This is a genomic window from Pseudomonas sp. CFBP 13711 (assembly GCF_014842265.1).
GTDB lineage: Bacteria > Pseudomonadota > Gammaproteobacteria > Pseudomonadales > Pseudomonadaceae > Aquipseudomonas.
Genome location: NZ_JACYVI010000007.1, coordinates 198,690 through 215,460 on the forward strand (window position 1 = coordinate 198,690; position 16,771 = coordinate 215,460).

9 protein-coding genes are annotated in these 16,771 nt (G+C 62.6%); 8 read left to right on the plus strand and 1 reads right to left on the minus strand.

Annotated features, from left to right (window positions below; genetic code table 11):
- Nucleotides 1-108 precede the first annotated feature (108 nt).
- The 8 genes from glnE (at nt 109) to IFT47_RS15275 (ending at nt 10,329) form a co-directional block, all read left to right on the plus strand.
- Complete coding sequence (gene glnE / locus IFT47_RS15240; RefSeq protein WP_192171144.1) at nt 109-3,060, plus strand: bifunctional [glutamate--ammonia ligase]-adenylyl-L-tyrosine phosphorylase/[glutamate--ammonia-ligase] adenylyltransferase; 2,952 nt, start codon at nt 109-111, stop codon at nt 3,058-3,060.
- 252 nt (nt 3,061-3,312) lie between these two features.
- Nucleotides 3,313-4,347: a lipopolysaccharide heptosyltransferase II gene (gene waaF, locus IFT47_RS15245; RefSeq protein WP_192171143.1), complete on the plus strand. Its 1,035-nt coding sequence runs from the start codon at nt 3,313-3,315 to the stop codon at nt 4,345-4,347.
- A gap of 1 nt (nt 4,348) precedes the next feature.
- Nucleotides 4,349-5,413: a lipopolysaccharide heptosyltransferase I gene (waaC, locus tag IFT47_RS15250; protein WP_192171142.1), complete on the plus strand. Its 1,065-nt coding sequence runs from the start codon at nt 4,349-4,351 to the stop codon at nt 5,411-5,413.
- Nucleotides 5,413-6,537: a glycosyltransferase family 4 protein gene (locus tag IFT47_RS15255; RefSeq protein WP_192171141.1), complete on the plus strand. Its 1,125-nt coding sequence runs from the start codon at nt 5,413-5,415 to the stop codon at nt 6,535-6,537. The genes waaC and IFT47_RS15255 overlap by 1 nt, the downstream gene beginning before the upstream one ends.
- Nucleotides 6,534-7,340, plus strand: coding sequence for a lipopolysaccharide core heptose(I) kinase RfaP (rfaP, locus tag IFT47_RS15260; RefSeq protein ID WP_192171140.1), 807 nt, complete (start codon nt 6,534-6,536; stop codon nt 7,338-7,340). The genes IFT47_RS15255 and rfaP overlap by 4 nt, the downstream gene beginning before the upstream one ends.
- Nucleotides 7,340-8,074 (plus strand): lipopolysaccharide kinase InaA family protein, encoded by a 735-nt coding sequence (locus IFT47_RS15265; RefSeq protein WP_192171139.1) that lies wholly within the window; start codon nt 7,340-7,342, stop codon nt 8,072-8,074. Before rfaP ends, IFT47_RS15265 begins: the two co-directional genes overlap by 1 nt.
- Complete coding sequence (locus tag IFT47_RS15270; protein WP_192171138.1) at nt 8,071-8,826, plus strand: lipopolysaccharide kinase InaA family protein; 756 nt, start codon at nt 8,071-8,073, stop codon at nt 8,824-8,826. Before IFT47_RS15265 ends, IFT47_RS15270 begins: the two co-directional genes overlap by 4 nt.
- Nucleotides 8,827-8,877: 51 nt before the next feature.
- Nucleotides 8,878-10,329 carry a lipopolysaccharide kinase InaA family protein gene (locus IFT47_RS15275; RefSeq protein ID WP_192171137.1) on the plus strand — a complete coding sequence of 484 codons (1,452 nt, stop codon included), beginning with the start codon at nt 8,878-8,880 and terminating at the stop codon, nt 10,327-10,329.
- 3 nt (nt 10,330-10,332) lie between these two features.
- Here the strand turns inward: IFT47_RS15275 and IFT47_RS15280 are convergent, their stop codons facing one another.
- Entirely contained in the window at nt 10,333-16,380 is a 6,048-nt protein-coding gene (locus IFT47_RS15280) for a membrane-targeted effector domain-containing toxin (protein WP_192171136.1), read from the minus strand.
- Nucleotides 16,381-16,771 lie beyond the last annotated feature (391 nt).

Sequence of the window (16,771 nt, forward strand, 5' to 3'; positions counted from 1 at the left end):
GAAAATGCCCGTCATCAGCAATTTTTAACCTTTGTTCGACAGTCCGTCCGTTGCGTGTATACAACCGCCGTGGCGTGCTGCCATTTGAATGCCGATCAAGGATAGACCATGAGCCTTCCCCTGCTGGCCGAGCTGCCGGCTGTCCTTCTGCCGTTCGTCACTCGTGCGCGCCAATCCTGGCGCACCGTGCTCGATGCCCTCACAGATGACGCCAGGCATCCATTTCAGGCCTGGCCCGAGGCGCGGTTGCTGGCGTTCGATCGTGTGTGTGCGGCCAGCGACTTCGTCGCCGATCAGGTTTCACGCGATCCGCTGATGCTGCTCGACCTCGCTGAATCCGGTGAGCTGGAGCGCAGTTTTGCGCCCGGCGAGCTGCTTGGGCACATCGCCAATGCAGTCATTCAGGCTGCCAGCGACGATGAGTTGGGGCGTAATCTACGTCGTCAACGCACGCGCCAGCAAGTGCGAATTATCTGGCGGGATCTGACCCGGCAGGCTGATCTGGTGGAAACCTGCCGCGATCTCTCGGACATGGCAGATGGCTGCATCGATCTGGCTTACAAGTGGCTGTACGAGCGGCATTGTCAGCAATTCGGCGTGCCGACCGGCCGTCGGACCGGCGAGGCACAGCAGATGGTCATCCTCGGCATGGGCAAGCTGGGCGCCGTCGAGCTGAATCTATCGTCCGACATCGATCTCATCTTTGCCTACCCCGAGGGCGGCGAAACCCAGGGCGTTAAACGCCCGCTCGATAATCAGGAATTTTTCATCCGCCTGGGTCAGCGATTGATCAAGGCGCTGGACCCGGTCACGGTCGACGGCTTTGTCTTCCGGGTCGACATGCGCCTGCGCCCGTATGGATCTTCCGGTGCACTGGTGCTCAGCTTCAACGCGCTGGAGCAGTACTACCAGGATCAGGGCCGTGACTGGGAACGCTACGCCATGATCAAGGCCCGTGTGGTGGGTGGCGATCAGGAGAAGGGCAGCGAGTTGCTCGACATGCTGCGGCCGTTTGTCTATCGCCGCTATCTGGACTTCTCCGCCATTGAAGCGCTGCGCACCATGAAGCAGCTGATCCAGCAGGAAGTCCGGCGCAAGGGCATGGCCGAGAACATCAAGCTCGGGTCCGGCGGCATCCGCGAAGTGGAATTCATCGCCCAGGCGTTTCAGCTGATTCACGGTGGTCGCGATTTGAGTCTGCAGCAACGGCCACTGCTCAAGGTGCTGAAAACCCTTGAGGGGCAGGGTTATCTGCCCGCTGCGGTGATTGATGAGCTGCGGGAGGGTTATCAGTTTCTGCGCTACACCGAGCACGCCATTCAGGCGATTGCCGATCGGCAGACGCAAATGCTCCCTGACGACCCGCAGGATCAGGCGCGCATCGCCTTCATGATGGGTTTTGCCGACTGGGCGAGTTTCCATGAACAACTGATGTACTGGCGTGAGCGCGTCGCGTGGCACTTTCGTCAGGTTATCGCTGACCCGGACGAGGAAGAGGGCCAGCAGGATCACGGCGACGAAATCGTCGGCGGAGAGTGGCTGCCGCTGTGGGAAGAGTCGCAGAACGAAGAAAGCGCCTGCCTCCAGCTCCAGGAGGGCGGATTTGCTGACGCGCAAAAGGCCCTGAAAAACCTGAGCAACCTGCGCAACAGTTCGCAGCTGCGCTCGATGCAGCGGCTAGGGCGTGAGCGGCTCGATGCCTTTATTCCGCGGCTGCTCGCCCAAGCGGTCGAGCACGACAATCCCGATCTGGTGCTCGAGCGCGTGCTGCCGCTGGTGGAAGCGGTGGCGCGTCGCTCGGCGTATCTGGTCTTGCTCACCGAAAACCCCGGCGCGTTGCGTCGATTGCTGACCCTGTGCGCGGCCAGCCCGTGGATTGCCGAGCAGATCGCCCGTTTTCCGCTGCTGCTGGATGAGTTGCTTAACGAAGGTCGCCTGTTCAGCCCGCCCCAGGCGCTTGAACTGGCCGCCGAGCTGCGCGAGCGTCTGACGCGTATTCCTGAAGACGACCTGGAACAGCAAATGGAAGCCCTGCGGCATTTCAAGCTGGCTCACCGTCTGCGCGTGGCTGCGTCGGAAATCACCGGCAGCCTGCCGCTGATGAAAGTCAGCGATTATCTGACCTGGCTGGCCGAAGCGATTCTGGAGCAAGTGCTGGCGCTCGCCTGGCGCCACACCGTCGCCCGTCACGGTGCACCGCGCCGACCGGACGGCACCTTGTGCGACCCCGGTTTTGTCATCGTCGGCTACGGCAAGGTCGGCGGTATCGAACTGGGTCACGGCTCGGATCTGGATCTGGTGTTCATCCACGATGGCGATCCCCAGGCCGAAACCGACGGCGCCAAGCCGATTGATGGCGCGCAGTTCTTTACCCGGCTCGGCCAGCGAATCATCCACCTGATCACCACCCAGACCAACTCGGGCCAGTTGTACGAAGTCGACATGCGCCTGCGGCCGTCCGGCGCGGCGGGTTTGCTGGTGAGTTCCCTCGGGGCGTTTTCCCGCTATCAGGAGAACGAGGCCTGGACCTGGGAGCATCAGGCGTTGGTACGCGCGCGGGTGCTGGTGGGCAGCACCGATGTCGGCCGGCAGTTCGAAACAGTGCGCGCCTCGGTGCTGGGGCGGGAGCGGGATCTGCCGAAGCTGCGTCAGGAGGTCAGCGAGATGCGCGCGAAGATGCGCGACAACCTCGGCACCCGCACAACGACGGCAGGCAAGGGGGCGAATGCGTTTGAACCGACGGCGCGGTTCGACCTCAAGCAGGACGCCGGAGGTATCGTCGATATTGAATTTATGGTGCAATACGCGGCCCTGGCGTGGTCCAGAGAGCATCCCGCGCTGCTTCGTTACACCGATAACATCCGTATTCTTGAAGGCCTTGAAGAGGCCGGTCTGATGGCCGCCGCCGATGCCGGCCTGCTGCGTGAGGCGTACAAGGCCTACCGCTCGGCCGCTCACCGACAGGCGCTGCAGAACGATCCGGGTGTTGTGGCCGGCGACCAGTTCGCCACCGAACGGCGCGAAGTGATGCGGATCTGGGGAGCGTTGGGGCTGAGTTGATTGCCATGACGTTGGATGGCAGCAGGACCGGCCCCTTCGTGAGCAAGGTGGAGCGCCACCCCGGTCGCTCCCACGTTAGGTGAGCGATCCTGTGGGAGCGAGCTTGCTCGCGAAGAGGTTGATGAGAACACTGCAGGGTTCGGATCTCACGGATCTATATAAAGCTATGACAGGGAGGCGTCAGGCGGCGTGTGCAAGCATCACGCAGTCTGATGGGCCTCCCTGCTCGTTTCTGGTCGTTTTTGGATGAGCATGAGAATTCTGATCGTAGGGCCCAGCTGGGTCGGTGACATGGTGATGGCGCAGACGCTGTTCCAGTGCCTCAAGCAGCGTCACCCGCAGTGCGAAATCGATGTGCTGGCGCCCGAGTGGAGCCGGCCGATTCTTGAGCGCATGCCCGAAGTGCGCACGGCCTTGAGCTTCCCGCTCGGCCATGGCGCGCTGGAGCTGGCCACGCGCCGGCGCATCGGCAAATCCCTCAAGGGCCAGTACGATCAGGCGATTCTGCTGCCCAACTCGCTGAAGTCGGCGCTGGTGCCATTCTTCGCCGGTATTCCCAAGCGCACCGGCTGGCGTGGCGAATTTCGCTATGGCCTGCTCAACGACGTGCGCACCCTCGACAAGCAGCGCTACCCGCTGATGATCGAACGCTTCATGGCGCAGGCCTACGACAAAGGCGCCGAGTTGCCGCACCCTTATCCCAAACCCAGCCTGCAAATCGAAACGGCGAGTCGCGACGCGGCGCTAACCAAGTTCGGTCTGAGCCTCGACCGGCCGGTGCTCGCGCTGTGCCCGGGCGCCGAGTTCGGTGAATCCAAGCGCTGGCCTTCCGAGCACTACGCCAAGGTTGCCGAAGCGAAGATCCGTGAAGGCTGGCAAGTCTGGCTATTCGGCTCGAAGAGCGACCACGCCGTGGGCGAAAGCATCCGCGAGCGGCTGATTCCGGGCCTGCGCGAAGAATCCATGAACCTCAGCGGCGGCACCTCACTGGCCGAAGCCATTGACCTGCTGTCCTGCGCGGACGCAGTCGTCTCCAACGATTCCGGGCTGATGCACGTGGCCGCCGCGCTGAATCGCCCGCTGGTGGCGGTCTACGGTTCAACCTCGCCGGGCTTTACGCCGCCGCTGGCCGATGAAGTCGAGATCGTCCGCCTCGGCATCGAGTGCAGCCCGTGCTTCGAGCGCACCTGCCGTTTCGGCCATTACAATTGCCTGCGCCTGCTGGAGCCGGACTCGGTGATCCAGGCCCTCGGCCGTATTGGCGCCGCCCCGGTCGAGGTCGCCTGACTTGCGGGTACTGCTGATCAAAACCTCGTCACTGGGTGACGTGATCCACACCTTGCCCGCGCTGACGGACGCCATGGGCGCGCTGCCGGGCATCCAGTTCGACTGGGTGGTGGAAGAGGGCTTCGCCGAGATTCCGACCTGGCATCCAGCGGTCGCCAACGTCATTCCGGTGGCCATCCGTCGCTGGCGCAAGAACCTCTGGCAGACCCTCAAAAACGGTGAATGGCGCCAGTTCAAACAGCGTCTGCGCGACACCCGTTACGATCTGGTGATCGACGCCCAGGGCCTGCTGAAAAGCGCCTGGCTTACCCGCTACGTCAGAGCGCCCATCGCCGGGCTGGACAAGACTTCTGCGCGGGAGCCCATGGCCGCTCGCTTCTACAATCGCCCCTACGCCGTTGCCCGCGGCCAGCATGCGGTCGAGCGTTTGCGTCAGCTGTTCGCCCAGGCGTTGGGCTATCAGGTGCCTGCGGGATTGGGCGATTACGGCCTTGACCGCAGCCGCCTGCTCACTGCCACAAACGACGCGCCCTTCGTACTGTTTCTGCACGGCACCACGTGGGACACCAAACATTGGCCCGAGCTTTACTGGCGGCAATTGGCCGAACGAATGATCGGTCAGGGACTTGAAGTGCGTCTTCCGTGGGGCAACCCGGCCGAGAAGGCACGAGCCGAACGCATTGCCGATGGCCTTGATAATGCCGTCGTGTTGCCCAAACTCAATCTGGCAGGGGTTGCTCGCGTACTGGCGAGCGCCCAGAGTTGCGTCGCGGTGGACACCGGTCTTGGTCATCTGGCTGCAGCGCTGGACGTACCGACCCTGTCGCTGTTCGGCCCGACCAATCCGGGCCTGACCGGCGCGTACGGCCGGTCGCAGGTTCATCTGGCGGCCGATTACCCCGCCTGCGCGCCGTGCCTGCAAAAGAAATGCACCTACCGACCGACGCCTGAAGATCAGCGTCAGGTCGATACCGAACGCGAGTGGCCCATGTGCTTCACTCGCCTGAATCCCGAGCGGGTAGCGAACCAGTTAGGCGCGCTATTGCTGGCAAAGGAACATCCCTGATGCAACTGGCATTCGTGCTTTATAAATACTTCCCCTTCGGTGGCCTGCAGCGCGACTTCATGCGCATCGCCCTGGAGTGCCAGCAGCGCGGCCATAAAATCCGCGTCTACACGTTGATCTGGGAAGGCGACGTGCCGCCCGGCTTCGAAGTGCTGGTGGCGCCGGTCAAGGCAATCTTCAACCACCGTCGCAACGAAAAGCTCACCGACTGGATGAACGCCGACCTGGCCAAGCGTCCCGTGGACCGGCTGATTGGTTTCAACAAGATGCCCGGCCTGGACGTGTATTACGCCGCCGACGGCTGTTACGAAGACAAGGCCCAGAACCTGCGCCACGGCCTGTACAAATACTGGGGCCGCTACCGTCACTTCGCCGACTACGAGCGCGCGGTGTTCGGCAAAGACGCGAAGACCGAAGTGCTGATGATTTCCGAAGTGCAGCAGCCGCTGTTCATCAAGCATTACGACACGCCGCTGGAACGCTTTCATCTGTTGCCGCCGGGGATCTCCCAGGACCGCCGGGCGCCGCCGAATGCCGCCGAAATCCGCGCTGAATTTCGTCGGGAATTCAAGCTGGCCGACGATGACCTGCTGCTCGTGCAGATCGGCTCCGGCTTCAAGACCAAGGGCGTCGATCGCAGCCTCAAGGCGCTGGCGGCGCTGCCCGCAGAATTGAAAAAACGCACGCGCCTGTTTGTCATCGGCCAGGACGACCCCAAGGTATTCCAGGTGCAGAGCACGACGCTGGGCCTGGGCGATCACGTCACCTTCATGAAAGGGCGCAGCGACATTCCGCGTTTTCTGTTGGGCGCCGACCTGTTGATTCATCCGGCGTACAACGAAAACACCGGCACCGTGCTGCTTGAAGCGCTGGTGGCAGGACTCCCGGTGCTGGTCAGTGCTGTGTGCGGCTATGCCCATTACATCGCCGAAGCCGACAGCGGTCTGGTGCTCGATGAGCCGTTCGAACAGAGCCAGCTCAATCAATACCTGGCCCGCATCCTCAAGGACGACACCGCGCGCAGCACCTGGAGCCGCAACGGGCTGGCATTCGCCGAGACGGCTGATCTTTACAGCATGCCGCAGCACGCTGCGGATGTGATTCTGGCGGAGCACCACGGATGAAACTGATCCTTGCTGAACCCTTCAAGACCCTCTGGGCCGGGCGCGATGCGTTCGAGGCCGTCGAGGCGCTGGAAGGCCAGGTCTACCGCGAACTCGAGAACCGGCGCACCTTGCGCACGGAGGTCGACGGGCGCGGTTATTTCGTCAAGATCCATCGCGGCATCGGCTGGGGTGAAGTGGCGAAAAACCTGCTGACTGCCAAATTGCCGGTGCTCGGCGCGGGTCAGGAGTGGGACGCGGTCAATCGCCTGCATGAAGTCGGCGTGCCGACCATGACTGCCGTGGCGTACGGTGAGCGCGGCAACAACCCGGCGATGCAGCATTCGTTCATCATCACCGAAGAGCTGGCCCCGACCGAGAGCCTGGAAGATGTCAGCCTCAACTGGCGCAACGAGCCGCCCGAGCCACGCATGAAGCGCGCGTACATCGCCGAAGTGGCGCGGCTGGTCGGGATGATGCACCGCGCCGGGGTCAATCACCGCGACTGCTACATCTGTCATTTTCTGCTGCACACCGACACGCCGGTCACGCCCGATAGCTTCCGACTCTCGGTGATCGACCTGCACCGCGCCCAGACGCGCCCGGCGATCACCCAGCGCTGGCGCAATAAAGACCTGGCCGCGCTGTATTTCTCGGCGATGGACATCGGCCTGACCCGGCGCGACAAACTGCGGTTTCTCAAGGGCTATTTCCAGCAGCCGCTGCGGCAGATCCTGGCCCAGGAATCGGCGCTGTTGAGCTGGCTTGAAGGCAAGGCCGAGAAGCTCTATCAGCGCAAACTGCGCTACGGGGACGCGCTCTGATGGCGGGCTGGAATCTGGAGCCTGGCTACGCCGCGCTGACGGACGACTTCGGCACCCTCGACGCGGTGTTCGCCCTCAAAGGCGAGCGCCTGACCCGGGATCCGCTTTCCGAAGTCATCCGCGTCGAACGCGGTGGCGTGAACTACTACGTCAAGCGCTACGTCGCGGCGGGCAAGGGTTTGCGCCGGTATCTGGGACGGCCCCGGGTCAAGTCCGAATGGCAAAACCTAAAGCGCTTCGCCAAGTGGGGCATCCCGACCGCAGAAGTCGTCGCCTGGGGCCTGGAGCGCAATGGCGCTGCGTATGATCGCGGCGCGCTGATCACTCGGGAGCTGCCGCGTACCGAAGACCTGTCCGAACTGGCGCGGGTCAACGACATGCGCCTCGACAGCCGCGCGTGGGTCAATGGCGTCAGCCAGCAGGTCGCGCGCTACACGCGGACCATGCACGATCATCACTTCACCCATAACGATCTGAAGTGGCGCAACCTGCTGGTGGACGATCAGGCGACGGTGTTCCTCATCGACTGCCCCAACGGCGCGTTCTGGGTCAGCTTCATGCTGCGTTACCGGATCACCAAAGACCTCGCGTGCCTGGACAAGGTCGCCAAATATCACCTGTCGGCCACCCAGCGCCTGCGGTTCTATCTGCAATATCGTGGTCGTGAACGCTTGAATGATTCTGACAAGAAGCGCATCCGCCACATCGTCAGTTTTTTTGAGGGTCGCGAATGACTGTTTTCATTGCTGACGCCGACCGGGGGCTGCTCGAACGGCATGGTCTGGCGGACTTCGATGCGTTGTGGAACGTAGAGCTCGATGCGGTGGATGAGCCCAACACCGGCCGTGGCGGCTGGAGCAGTGTGTTTCGCCTGGAGCTGGAAGGCTCCGGCTACTACCTCAAACGCCAGAGCAATTACCTGACGTACACCCTGCATCACCCGTTTGGCGAGCCGTCTTTCTCCCGTGAGTTTCGCAACATCAGCCTGTATCAGAAGCTGGGCATTCCGGCGCTGCATGCAGTGTTCTACGCGGACAGGAAAGTCGACGGTGAGCGCCGCGCAATCCTGATGACCCGCGCGCTGGATGGCTGGACCGATCTGGACACGCTGTTGCAGGACTGGCACGAGCGGCCGGCCACCGAGCGTCTGGCGATTCTGCAGGCGTGCGGGCAACTGGCGCGCACGCTGCACAGGGCCGGTCAGGTGCACGGCTGTTTCTACCCCAAGCATATTTTCATGCGGGCCCGGGGCGGTGAGTACATGGCGCAGCTGATCGACCTTGAGAAGACGCGCAAGTCGATCTTCGGCCAGCGCGACCGGGTCAAGGACATTGAGCCTCTTCTGCGCCGCGCACCGGTCTGGAACGAAACGGAAATCCGCGAGCTGCTCGCCGCTTATCTGAACGCCCCGGTCGATAGCGGTCTGGTTGACACCTGGTGGCAGCGTGTCGCCAAACGGGGCAGTCACAAGCGCCGTGAGCGGTAAACAGAATTCCGTTTGAAATGCATAATCTGGGCTTGATCAAAGAGGGCGCCGATGCGTTTGTCTGAACTGAAAAACGCCGGTCGCACCCCGGCGCTGCCGATGAACATCGCGCTGGAGGATGCCGCCGGTCCTGCCGAGCTGCAATTGCTCAGCCTGCTGCGCGTCCTGCCCGGTCAACGCTATGTAGGCGCCGGCATCTGGCGTGGGCGCACGGTGCTGGCGAAATTACTGGTCGGTCCCAAAGCCCCTCGGCATTTTCAGCGTGAACGCGATGGCGTACAGGCGCTGGCGAAACAGGGCTTGCCAACGCCGTTGCTGTTGGCCGACGGGCTGCAGGAAGGCGAGGGCGGCTGGCTGTTGTTCGAGTTTCTGGATCAAGCCCAGAGCTTGGGCGATACCTGGAAATCAGTGGAAAACCTGCCACCGCTGGCCGATGAGCAACAGTCAGTGCTCGGCGATGCCCTGGCCGCGGTGGGTCAGATGCACGCCAAAGGCCTGTGGCAGGAAGACCTGCACCTCGACAACCTGCTGCGTCAGGGCTCCACGCTGTATTTGATTGACGGCGCGGGCATTCGCGTCGAAGAAGCCGGCAAGCCGTTGTCGCGGCAAAAGGTGTTGGAAAACCTCGGCGTGTTCTTCGCCCAGTTGCCCAAGTCGCTGGAGCCGTTCACCGAAGAATTGCTGGTCTATTACCTGCTGAGCAACGGCGAGCACGGCTTGCCGGTCGAGGCGCTGCAAAAGCAGATCGACAAGGTACGCAGTTGGCGCTTGCGGGATTACCTGAACAAGATCGGCCGTGAATGCAGCCTGTTCAGCGTTGAAGACGGGCCGTTTGCCCTGCGTGCGATTCGTCGCGAAGAAGTCGCCGGAATGCTGCCGGTGCTGGAAAAGGCCGACGCGCTGGTTGACGGCGGTCATCTGTACAAGACCGGGGGCGCGGCCAGCGTCGCCAGGGTAGACGTCGCCGGCCGCGAGTTGGTGATCAAACGCTACAACATCAAGAACCTGGCCCACTGGCTCAAGCGTTTCTGGCGACCGTCCCGTGCCTGGCACTCGTGGCGTGAAGGCAATCGGTTGCGGTTTCTCGGCATCGCCACCCCCAAACCGCTGGCGCTGCTGGAAAAACGCTTTTTATGGCTACGCCGCGAGGCGTATCTGGTGACCGAGTTCCTGCCGGGGCCCGACATCATCGAGCGCTTTGCGCCCTACGTGGCTAACGGCGATGCGCCGGAAGCCGAGTTGCAGGCGCTGGATACGCTGTTTGCGCAGTTGATCCGTGAGCGCATCAGCCACGGCGATCTCAAGGGTCACAACGTGTTCTGGCAACAGGATCGCTGGTCGCTCATCGATCTGGACGCCATGTGTCAGCACGGCTCTCAAGCCTCGTTCGCGACGGCGTTCGCCAAAGATCGCGCGCGCTTCATGCGCAACTGGCCGGCGGACAGCGCGCTGCACCAAGTGCTGGAGCAGCGCATTCCGACGGTTTCAAAGACGCCGGACTGACCGTCAGTCCGCGTGCTTGAGGTTGATCTCCACCAGTGCGTCGATCAATGCCTGCACGTTATCGAACGGCTGGCGATGAACCTGCGGCCATGACTCGCGCTCGACGTAGGCTTTGCCAGCGGTATTGAACCGCACCGGCGTGTGCTTGAGGGTGCGGTCCCTTGAGCGATGCACGATCGTGGGCCGCAAGGGGGCGGACTCATCGAGCAGGAACATGCCCGGACTGTGCAGTCTGTCGCCGACGGGCGCAGCGAGTTGAGGACGTGGTGGCAGTTCGATCTCCACGCGGAAATCATTCTGCACCAGCACTGGCTCATGACCCAGCCCCGCCGGGACCTGTTCGCCCGGATCGATCATGATGCCATGGCCTTTCCCCTGCGCCACGTCCATCACCCGCACGCCAATCCCCTGTTCCAGCTCGGCGATGCCCGGGACGCTGTTTTTGAACGTGTTGGCATGGGTTTCACCCACCAGCGCCATCCACTTGTGCGGCCCCATCACCTCTTGATGCTTGCGTATCGTGCGGGACGCAAAGTAGCTGAGCACCTGCTGGCGCGTTGTGTTGGAGTGGGTCGGCATATGGCGGATGAAGTAACTGGCGGCGCAGTCGATCGCGCGGATTTCAATGCCGTACCGCCTGGCCTGGACCACCAGCCTTTCGAACGAGTAGAGGCCGGTCGGGTCGGTCCGGAACGTCTGGTCCATGCGCTTGAGGTCGTGCAGCAGACGTTTGCTCATCAGCCCCGTTTCAGCGAAGCGGTCCAGGTCGGCCTGATGGACGTCCGTCAGCAAATGCTCCATGTACAGCGTCTTCACGTCCTGTCGCGCCAGATGCTCCATGTTGTCGAGGATGAAGCGCTTGCTGGCGCGTGCCGAATGGGATTCGCCAATGACCACTCCGGATGTGTTTTCGTACAGCTCTTCGATGAACATGCTCAACGGCGTGTCGGCTTTTACCTCGGGCAGAGTCACCCGTTCAGGGAGGGCCAGGTTGAGCACTGAGCGCGCATCTTTCTGCAGCGTGTTCGCCAGTTCGAAGAACTTCTCCCGCACCTCCACCAAATGACTTTCGATGAAAAAGTAATCGGGGTTGAGACCTCTGTGACGGAAGTTGGCCAGGTCATGAAAGATGCTCCGCATGTCGGCAGGCATCTGGTAGCGGTTGTCGATCAGCGACTGCTGAATGGCGCCCAGGGGGTAGTCGTTGCTCCAGGTTGCGGCATCGGCGCGGGTCCAGTAGCCGGCCGGATTCCATTCGAAACCGTGATCACCGACGTAGGGGTTCACCTCGCTTCGGCGGTGGGAAACGATGGCGCGGCGATTCGGGTCCAAGCCCCACTCCAGGGGCGAACGTCGTTCGAAAAAGCCATACAGCGCGTCGTCCATCGACGTGCTGGATGGACTGACGGGCGAGGCTGCGCCGGCCCCGTTATCGATATTCGGATTGCCGATCTGTGCCTTGAAGTCCGCGCGCGACGCCGCGCTGCTGATGACGGCATCGCTGTCCACGGATATCTGGATCGGCGCGCCCAACGGCACATCTTCGACGCGCAGGCTGAGTACGCCTTGCAGTTCACTGATGCCTGGCTGTTGCTGCCAAGTGTTGGCGGTGCGGTGGTCGAGCAGCGCGATCCAGCGCCTGCCCGGGTGCTGCTGCACATCGCCGCTGATCACTTTGTGACCAAAGAAGACCGCCATCTTTTGGGGTGCGAGGGCATCACCTGCAGCGGATGCCATTTCGTTGCCCGCGTAGTCATAGCTGACCGATGAACTGAACGGACGAACATCGATGCCGTGGCGGTGGGCCGCTTTGATCAGATGGTAATAGTCGTATTTTTCGCTGCCGTTCTTGAGCGCGCCCTCGTTCACGGTCTCCAGGTAGTGCTTGATCATGTGGGAGCCGCTGCGTGTCTTGCTGCCGAGTGCCTTGTATTTCTGCAGCTTGTGCGTGTGCTGGTCGGTCTGCAGATGCTCGATGTATAGCACCTCGACCTTGCGCTCCGCCAGCAATGGCATGTTGTCGATCAGCAGTTGTTTGCTGGCGATGGACGTCGGAGCTTCGCCAATCACTAGGCCGTTGGATTTTTTCAGTGCGGCGTCGAAGAAGGCTTGAGTCGTCACGCCATCGGCCAGCACCGGCAACTCGGGTTTGCCGGGAAGGGGCGGGTGCTCGAAGAATGCTTTTGCATCGCGGTAGAGGTTCTGGCGCAACGTGCTGTAGGTCGAGCGACCGCCCTGGAAAATGTCGTCGAAAAACTCGTGCAGTCCGAACGGGCCTCCTTCAAATTGTTCAGCCTGCCTTGGGCTGACGATGCCGAAGACGTAGGGCTGCAGCGATTCCGGCATTTCGTAATCGCTCAAGTCGCCCACCGCCGTGGCGGGGCCTGCGGGGGGTTCGTCCAGTCGGCTGAACGAAGGCAGAACGCCGCCTCGCAAGCGCGCAGGCTCAAACAGCTGCCACTGGCCCTGGCGGTTGAGGCGCACCGTCTGGCGGCCAAAAAAGGCGAACGGGTTGCGCGGATCGACGATCTGCCAGACGGCCAGCCTGGCGTCGTACTGGACCTGGTACGTCTGGCCCTGCATGGCGATGTAAAAGTTGCCACGAACGATGCTGACACCTTGCCCGTGCGGGCGGCTTAGGGGGCGCGCGTCTGTCAGCGATACATCTACCGCGTGCAGCGGAGGTGAGACGGTATTTGCGACCCGCACCGGCGGGGTGTCCTGCTGCAATGCCCTCCATACGCCGGTCACATCGGTTTGCGCATAACGCCCTGTGGGCTGAAGGGTTTCGGGGATCAGCGCGTGGGTCCGGTAAAGCGGAACATGGCGGTTGGCAGACTGAGGCGCGGCCCAGAAGAGTTCGTTCTCCACCGCGACCGGCTGCAGTGTCTCTTCGGTGGCATGGGCAACCGAGCGGGCGTACCTGCCGGCGGTTTTTTGTCCTGTCAGATCCTTCAAAATGCCGCCGAGCCCTTTCATTCCCGAGTGCAGATCGCCCGCAGCGCCCGCCGTGTTGAGCCAGGCGCTGAGCACGTAGAAGCTGGCGGTGGCGTGATCCCGCTCGTCGAGGGCTCGCAGCGCGCGATAACCCTCAGCGCTCGCGATGATCATGCCGACGGCAAAGCTGGCAGGCGGGAAGGGCAAGGTCACGGCGGTCGCGATCAGCTCGAGGCTGCTCCAGACCTGGCGACAGAGCATGTCCGCGCGACCGGTCTGGGTGTCCTCCACATCGTGGATCTTGCGCTCGATCACCTGGTTGAAACACACGTCATACAGGTTGCTGAACGGCGCCCTCGGCAGCACCGGTTTGCGACCACCGCCTTTCTTCAGTTCAGCCAGGGCAAATGCCAGCGGCATGCCGGCCTTTACCCGGGCGCGGCTCAGGTAGTAATCGCCCATGCCTTCGCTCAGCAGCGTGTTGCTGAACGCGCTAAGCGGTCGGAAGGCGCGGCCGTCCGGTGCCTGCGGCGTATACAGCAGAACCTGCTCCAGCGTGCTCGCGTCAGGCGGCGTGAGCAGGAAGCAGCCGTGAATGACCTCTGCACGAGACGCGATAGCCATCACGTCCACGTTCAATTGCAGTGGATAGACCCGATAACGCAGGCGGTCTGCCGGGCTGCTCTGATGCATGTTGACGATGGAGAGGGTGAGCCAGTGCAGCTGGGTGGCGTCGATGTGGCTTTCGAGAAAGCTGCGCAAGGCGTCGGCGCGCATTTGGAATTGCGTCAGCAACAGGCTCTGTTGACGGCGCCAGTCGTAGCCCTCGCTGGCAGGCGCCAGCAGTTGCCCGCGAATCATCGCGATGTATTGATCGGCGACCCATTGCCCGCGAACCGAGCCGGCGACCTTCTCCGGGCTCAGTGGTGTGAGATCGACGCCCTCGGGGCCGCTGAAAGTGGCGGTGGTATCGGCCGCCGGGTTGAGCAGGCCAAGGGTGTCGTCGTAACCGTCACGTAGCATCTGGGTGTAGGACAGGGTTTCGCGGGGCGTGTGAATGATGATCCGGTCAGGGTCCACCGTTTCCGGCGGCAGACCCAGCTGCGCGTTGATCTTGCGACTGGCAGTCCGATGAACGTAGGCGTTGAAGTCGGTCACCCGAGTGTGTGGGGCGGCTTGGTAGATTTCACCCGCCGCCACGATCGTATCCTCCAGTGCCACCATTTGCTGACGCTGCTCGGCGGATGCCCGCAGGAACCAGTCCGGGGTGTGCAGCCGTTGTTCGGAGAGCATTACCTGCACGCGCGCCGACACCAGCGCACGCACACCGCTGTTGTAATCGGGGAGGGTGGCGTAGCTGATCCAGTCCTGGGCAGGCGTTGGCTTTTCACTCAAATCATGCAGTTGGTCTTTCAGGGCGGCTCTTCTGCCGGCGGTGATCTGCGCCAGCAGGAAGTGGTTCATGTCGGCGGACCGGCTCCAGCTCACCAGCTCGCCGAGCAACTGACGCTCGTTGTCGAAGCGTTGGAAATGCTCGGCGCGCGGGCTATCGGGGGTGAACATCAGCAGCCCGTCCGGCTGCCCCGAAGCGTCAAGCTTGCGCAACAGCAGCACGCTGCTCAATACGTCGTGACCGTTCAGCTTGATCTGCTGCACGGTAACGGCGGGATTTCGCGGCGCGGCGGTGTCCAGATTCAGCGACTCGATCAGGCTCAGGTCCGAGGGTTGAATGTGGCCTTGCAGCTCCGCGCCACGGGCCTGGGCGATGAGCTGATGATGCATCGCTTCGCCCATCAGGCGCTGGATGGTCGGCGAGCCGAGCGCCTGGCGTTGCGCGGGGCCGAAACGCGTTCGCAGGTCTTGCTCGTTGATGACGTCGGCGAGGTAGGCCGGCGTCAGGTCGCTGTACTCAGGCTCAAGCGGCAGGCCGTTGCAGGTGATTGAGCTGTGGGTCTGGAAGGCCGAATCTGGGGCTGTGTCGCCGGGATGCAGGCCGTAAAGTGCCAGATGCGTCAGCGTTCGGCGGACGGAGAAGGTTTCACTGGTGATGGGCTGCGTCCGTTCGGTGCTGATCAGGACCTCGTCCGGATCGAGATCAATACCCAGATCATTGGCCAGTCGCGCGCGCAGACGGCTTCGCGCGAATTGCTGCGGGGACGCGCCGCCGTCCATGACGCTCATCAACGCATTGCGCGATTGCTCGTAATTCATCAGGCCCGAGGCGTAGCGCTCACGTTGCTCGGTGCTGGCCATCTCCAGCCAGTCGGGGCGTGCGCGGCGCTCATCTCGCTGGGCGCGACGATCCTGCGCAGCGGCTATGGCGCCGCCCGGGCCCCAGGATTTCGGCTGGTGGAGCAGGTCTTCGAGTCGGGCCTGAAGGGTCTGAGGCGGCAGACTGTCGGCGGTCTCGAGCAGCGCGTCGATGTCCACACGCTGCCTGGCCAGCAGGCGATCAAAGGCATGGTCGTAGGGCGATCCCTTGATCGGCTGCAGTTGAAAGTCCGAAGGGTGGGTGGGCTCAAGAAATACATCACCGCCGGAGGCAATCTCGAGCCAGGCGTCGCGCGTGCTGTCCTGCATAAGACGCAAGAGTGGCAGGCGCAGGAGTGGGTGATTGATGCGGCGGGCGAGTGCTTGCTGCAATGCCTCGTTCGACACGAAGCCTTCGACGGCCTGGCCGGGCAACCAGAGCAAGGTCTGCCCCGGCTGGGCGGTTGCGACCAGCGCCCCGGCCAGCTGGATGCGACGTTCTGCATCAAGTTGCAGCTCGAGCGCGCTGAACACCACATGCTCCTGGGCGTCCATGCCCGGCAGGCAGCGCGCATAGTCGCGGTGCAGCTCGCCTTCTTCGATGTTCAGCAGCAGGTCGTCACGCAGGGTCAATTCGATGCAGGTCACGAAGAGCTCGCGGCGTGAAATATCACGCGCACTGGGTTCGGTCCAGAAACGAGTGATGGCCGAGTGCAGCAGCGTTTTCTGCTCCGGGCTCACTGGCAGCGGCGGGGTGTTGAGGCAGGCCTTGGCATCCGGAAGATGCTGAAGCTCGGCGTCAAGTACAGAAGCCAGCGTGGTCAGCCGATCAAGCGCAGGCGGGTTGGGTGAAAAGGTTTCCATGGCGTACAGCATTCCTGAGTGATCTCCGCGCAATGAGCTTGCGCAAGAGCCGGGCAAGCAGCCCGATGATTCGTCGAGCGATCAATCAATCAGAACGCCGGGGCGCGTGGTGCTAAATAGTTAACGCACGAGGTGAGGCGCAAACTTGTAGGACCGGCTTCAGCCGGGAAGGCGTCATTCGCAACGCCGCAGGATTGAGGGCGCTGACACTGGCCTCTTCCCGGCTGAAGCCGGTCCCACCGAGGCATCGCGGGGCAGTTCATTCCCTGCGACCACTTCCAGAGCCATTACGCTATAATCCCGCCCTTTAGCTGTCTGCCGCCGTGGCGCCAGACACACCTTATTTGTCAGGCGCGTGATGCCTGCATGCAGACTTAAGAGGCTAGACCCT

What these genes read in the sequence shown, in the direction of transcription:
- IFT47_RS15275 (WP_192171137.1), top strand. Translation starts at nt 8,878, where the DNA reads ATGCGTTTGTCTGAACTGAAAAACGCCGGTCGCACCCCGGCGCTGCCG.
- rfaP (WP_192171140.1), top strand. Translation starts at nt 6,534, where the DNA reads ATGAAACTGATCCTTGCTGAACCCTTCAAGACCCTCTGGGCCGGGCGC.
- IFT47_RS15265 (WP_192171139.1), top strand. Translation starts at nt 7,340, where the DNA reads ATGGCGGGCTGGAATCTGGAGCCTGGCTACGCCGCGCTGACGGACGAC.
- IFT47_RS15255 (WP_192171141.1), top strand. Translation starts at nt 5,413, where the DNA reads ATGCAACTGGCATTCGTGCTTTATAAATACTTCCCCTTCGGTGGCCTG.
- waaF (WP_192171143.1), top strand. Translation starts at nt 3,313, where the DNA reads ATGAGAATTCTGATCGTAGGGCCCAGCTGGGTCGGTGACATGGTGATG.
- glnE (WP_192171144.1), top strand. Translation starts at nt 109, where the DNA reads ATGAGCCTTCCCCTGCTGGCCGAGCTGCCGGCTGTCCTTCTGCCGTTC.
- IFT47_RS15270 (WP_192171138.1), top strand. Translation starts at nt 8,071, where the DNA reads ATGACTGTTTTCATTGCTGACGCCGACCGGGGGCTGCTCGAACGGCAT.
- IFT47_RS15280 (WP_192171136.1), bottom strand. Translation starts at nt 16,380, where the DNA reads ATGGAAACCTTTTCACCCAACCCGCCTGCGCTTGATCGGCTGACCACG.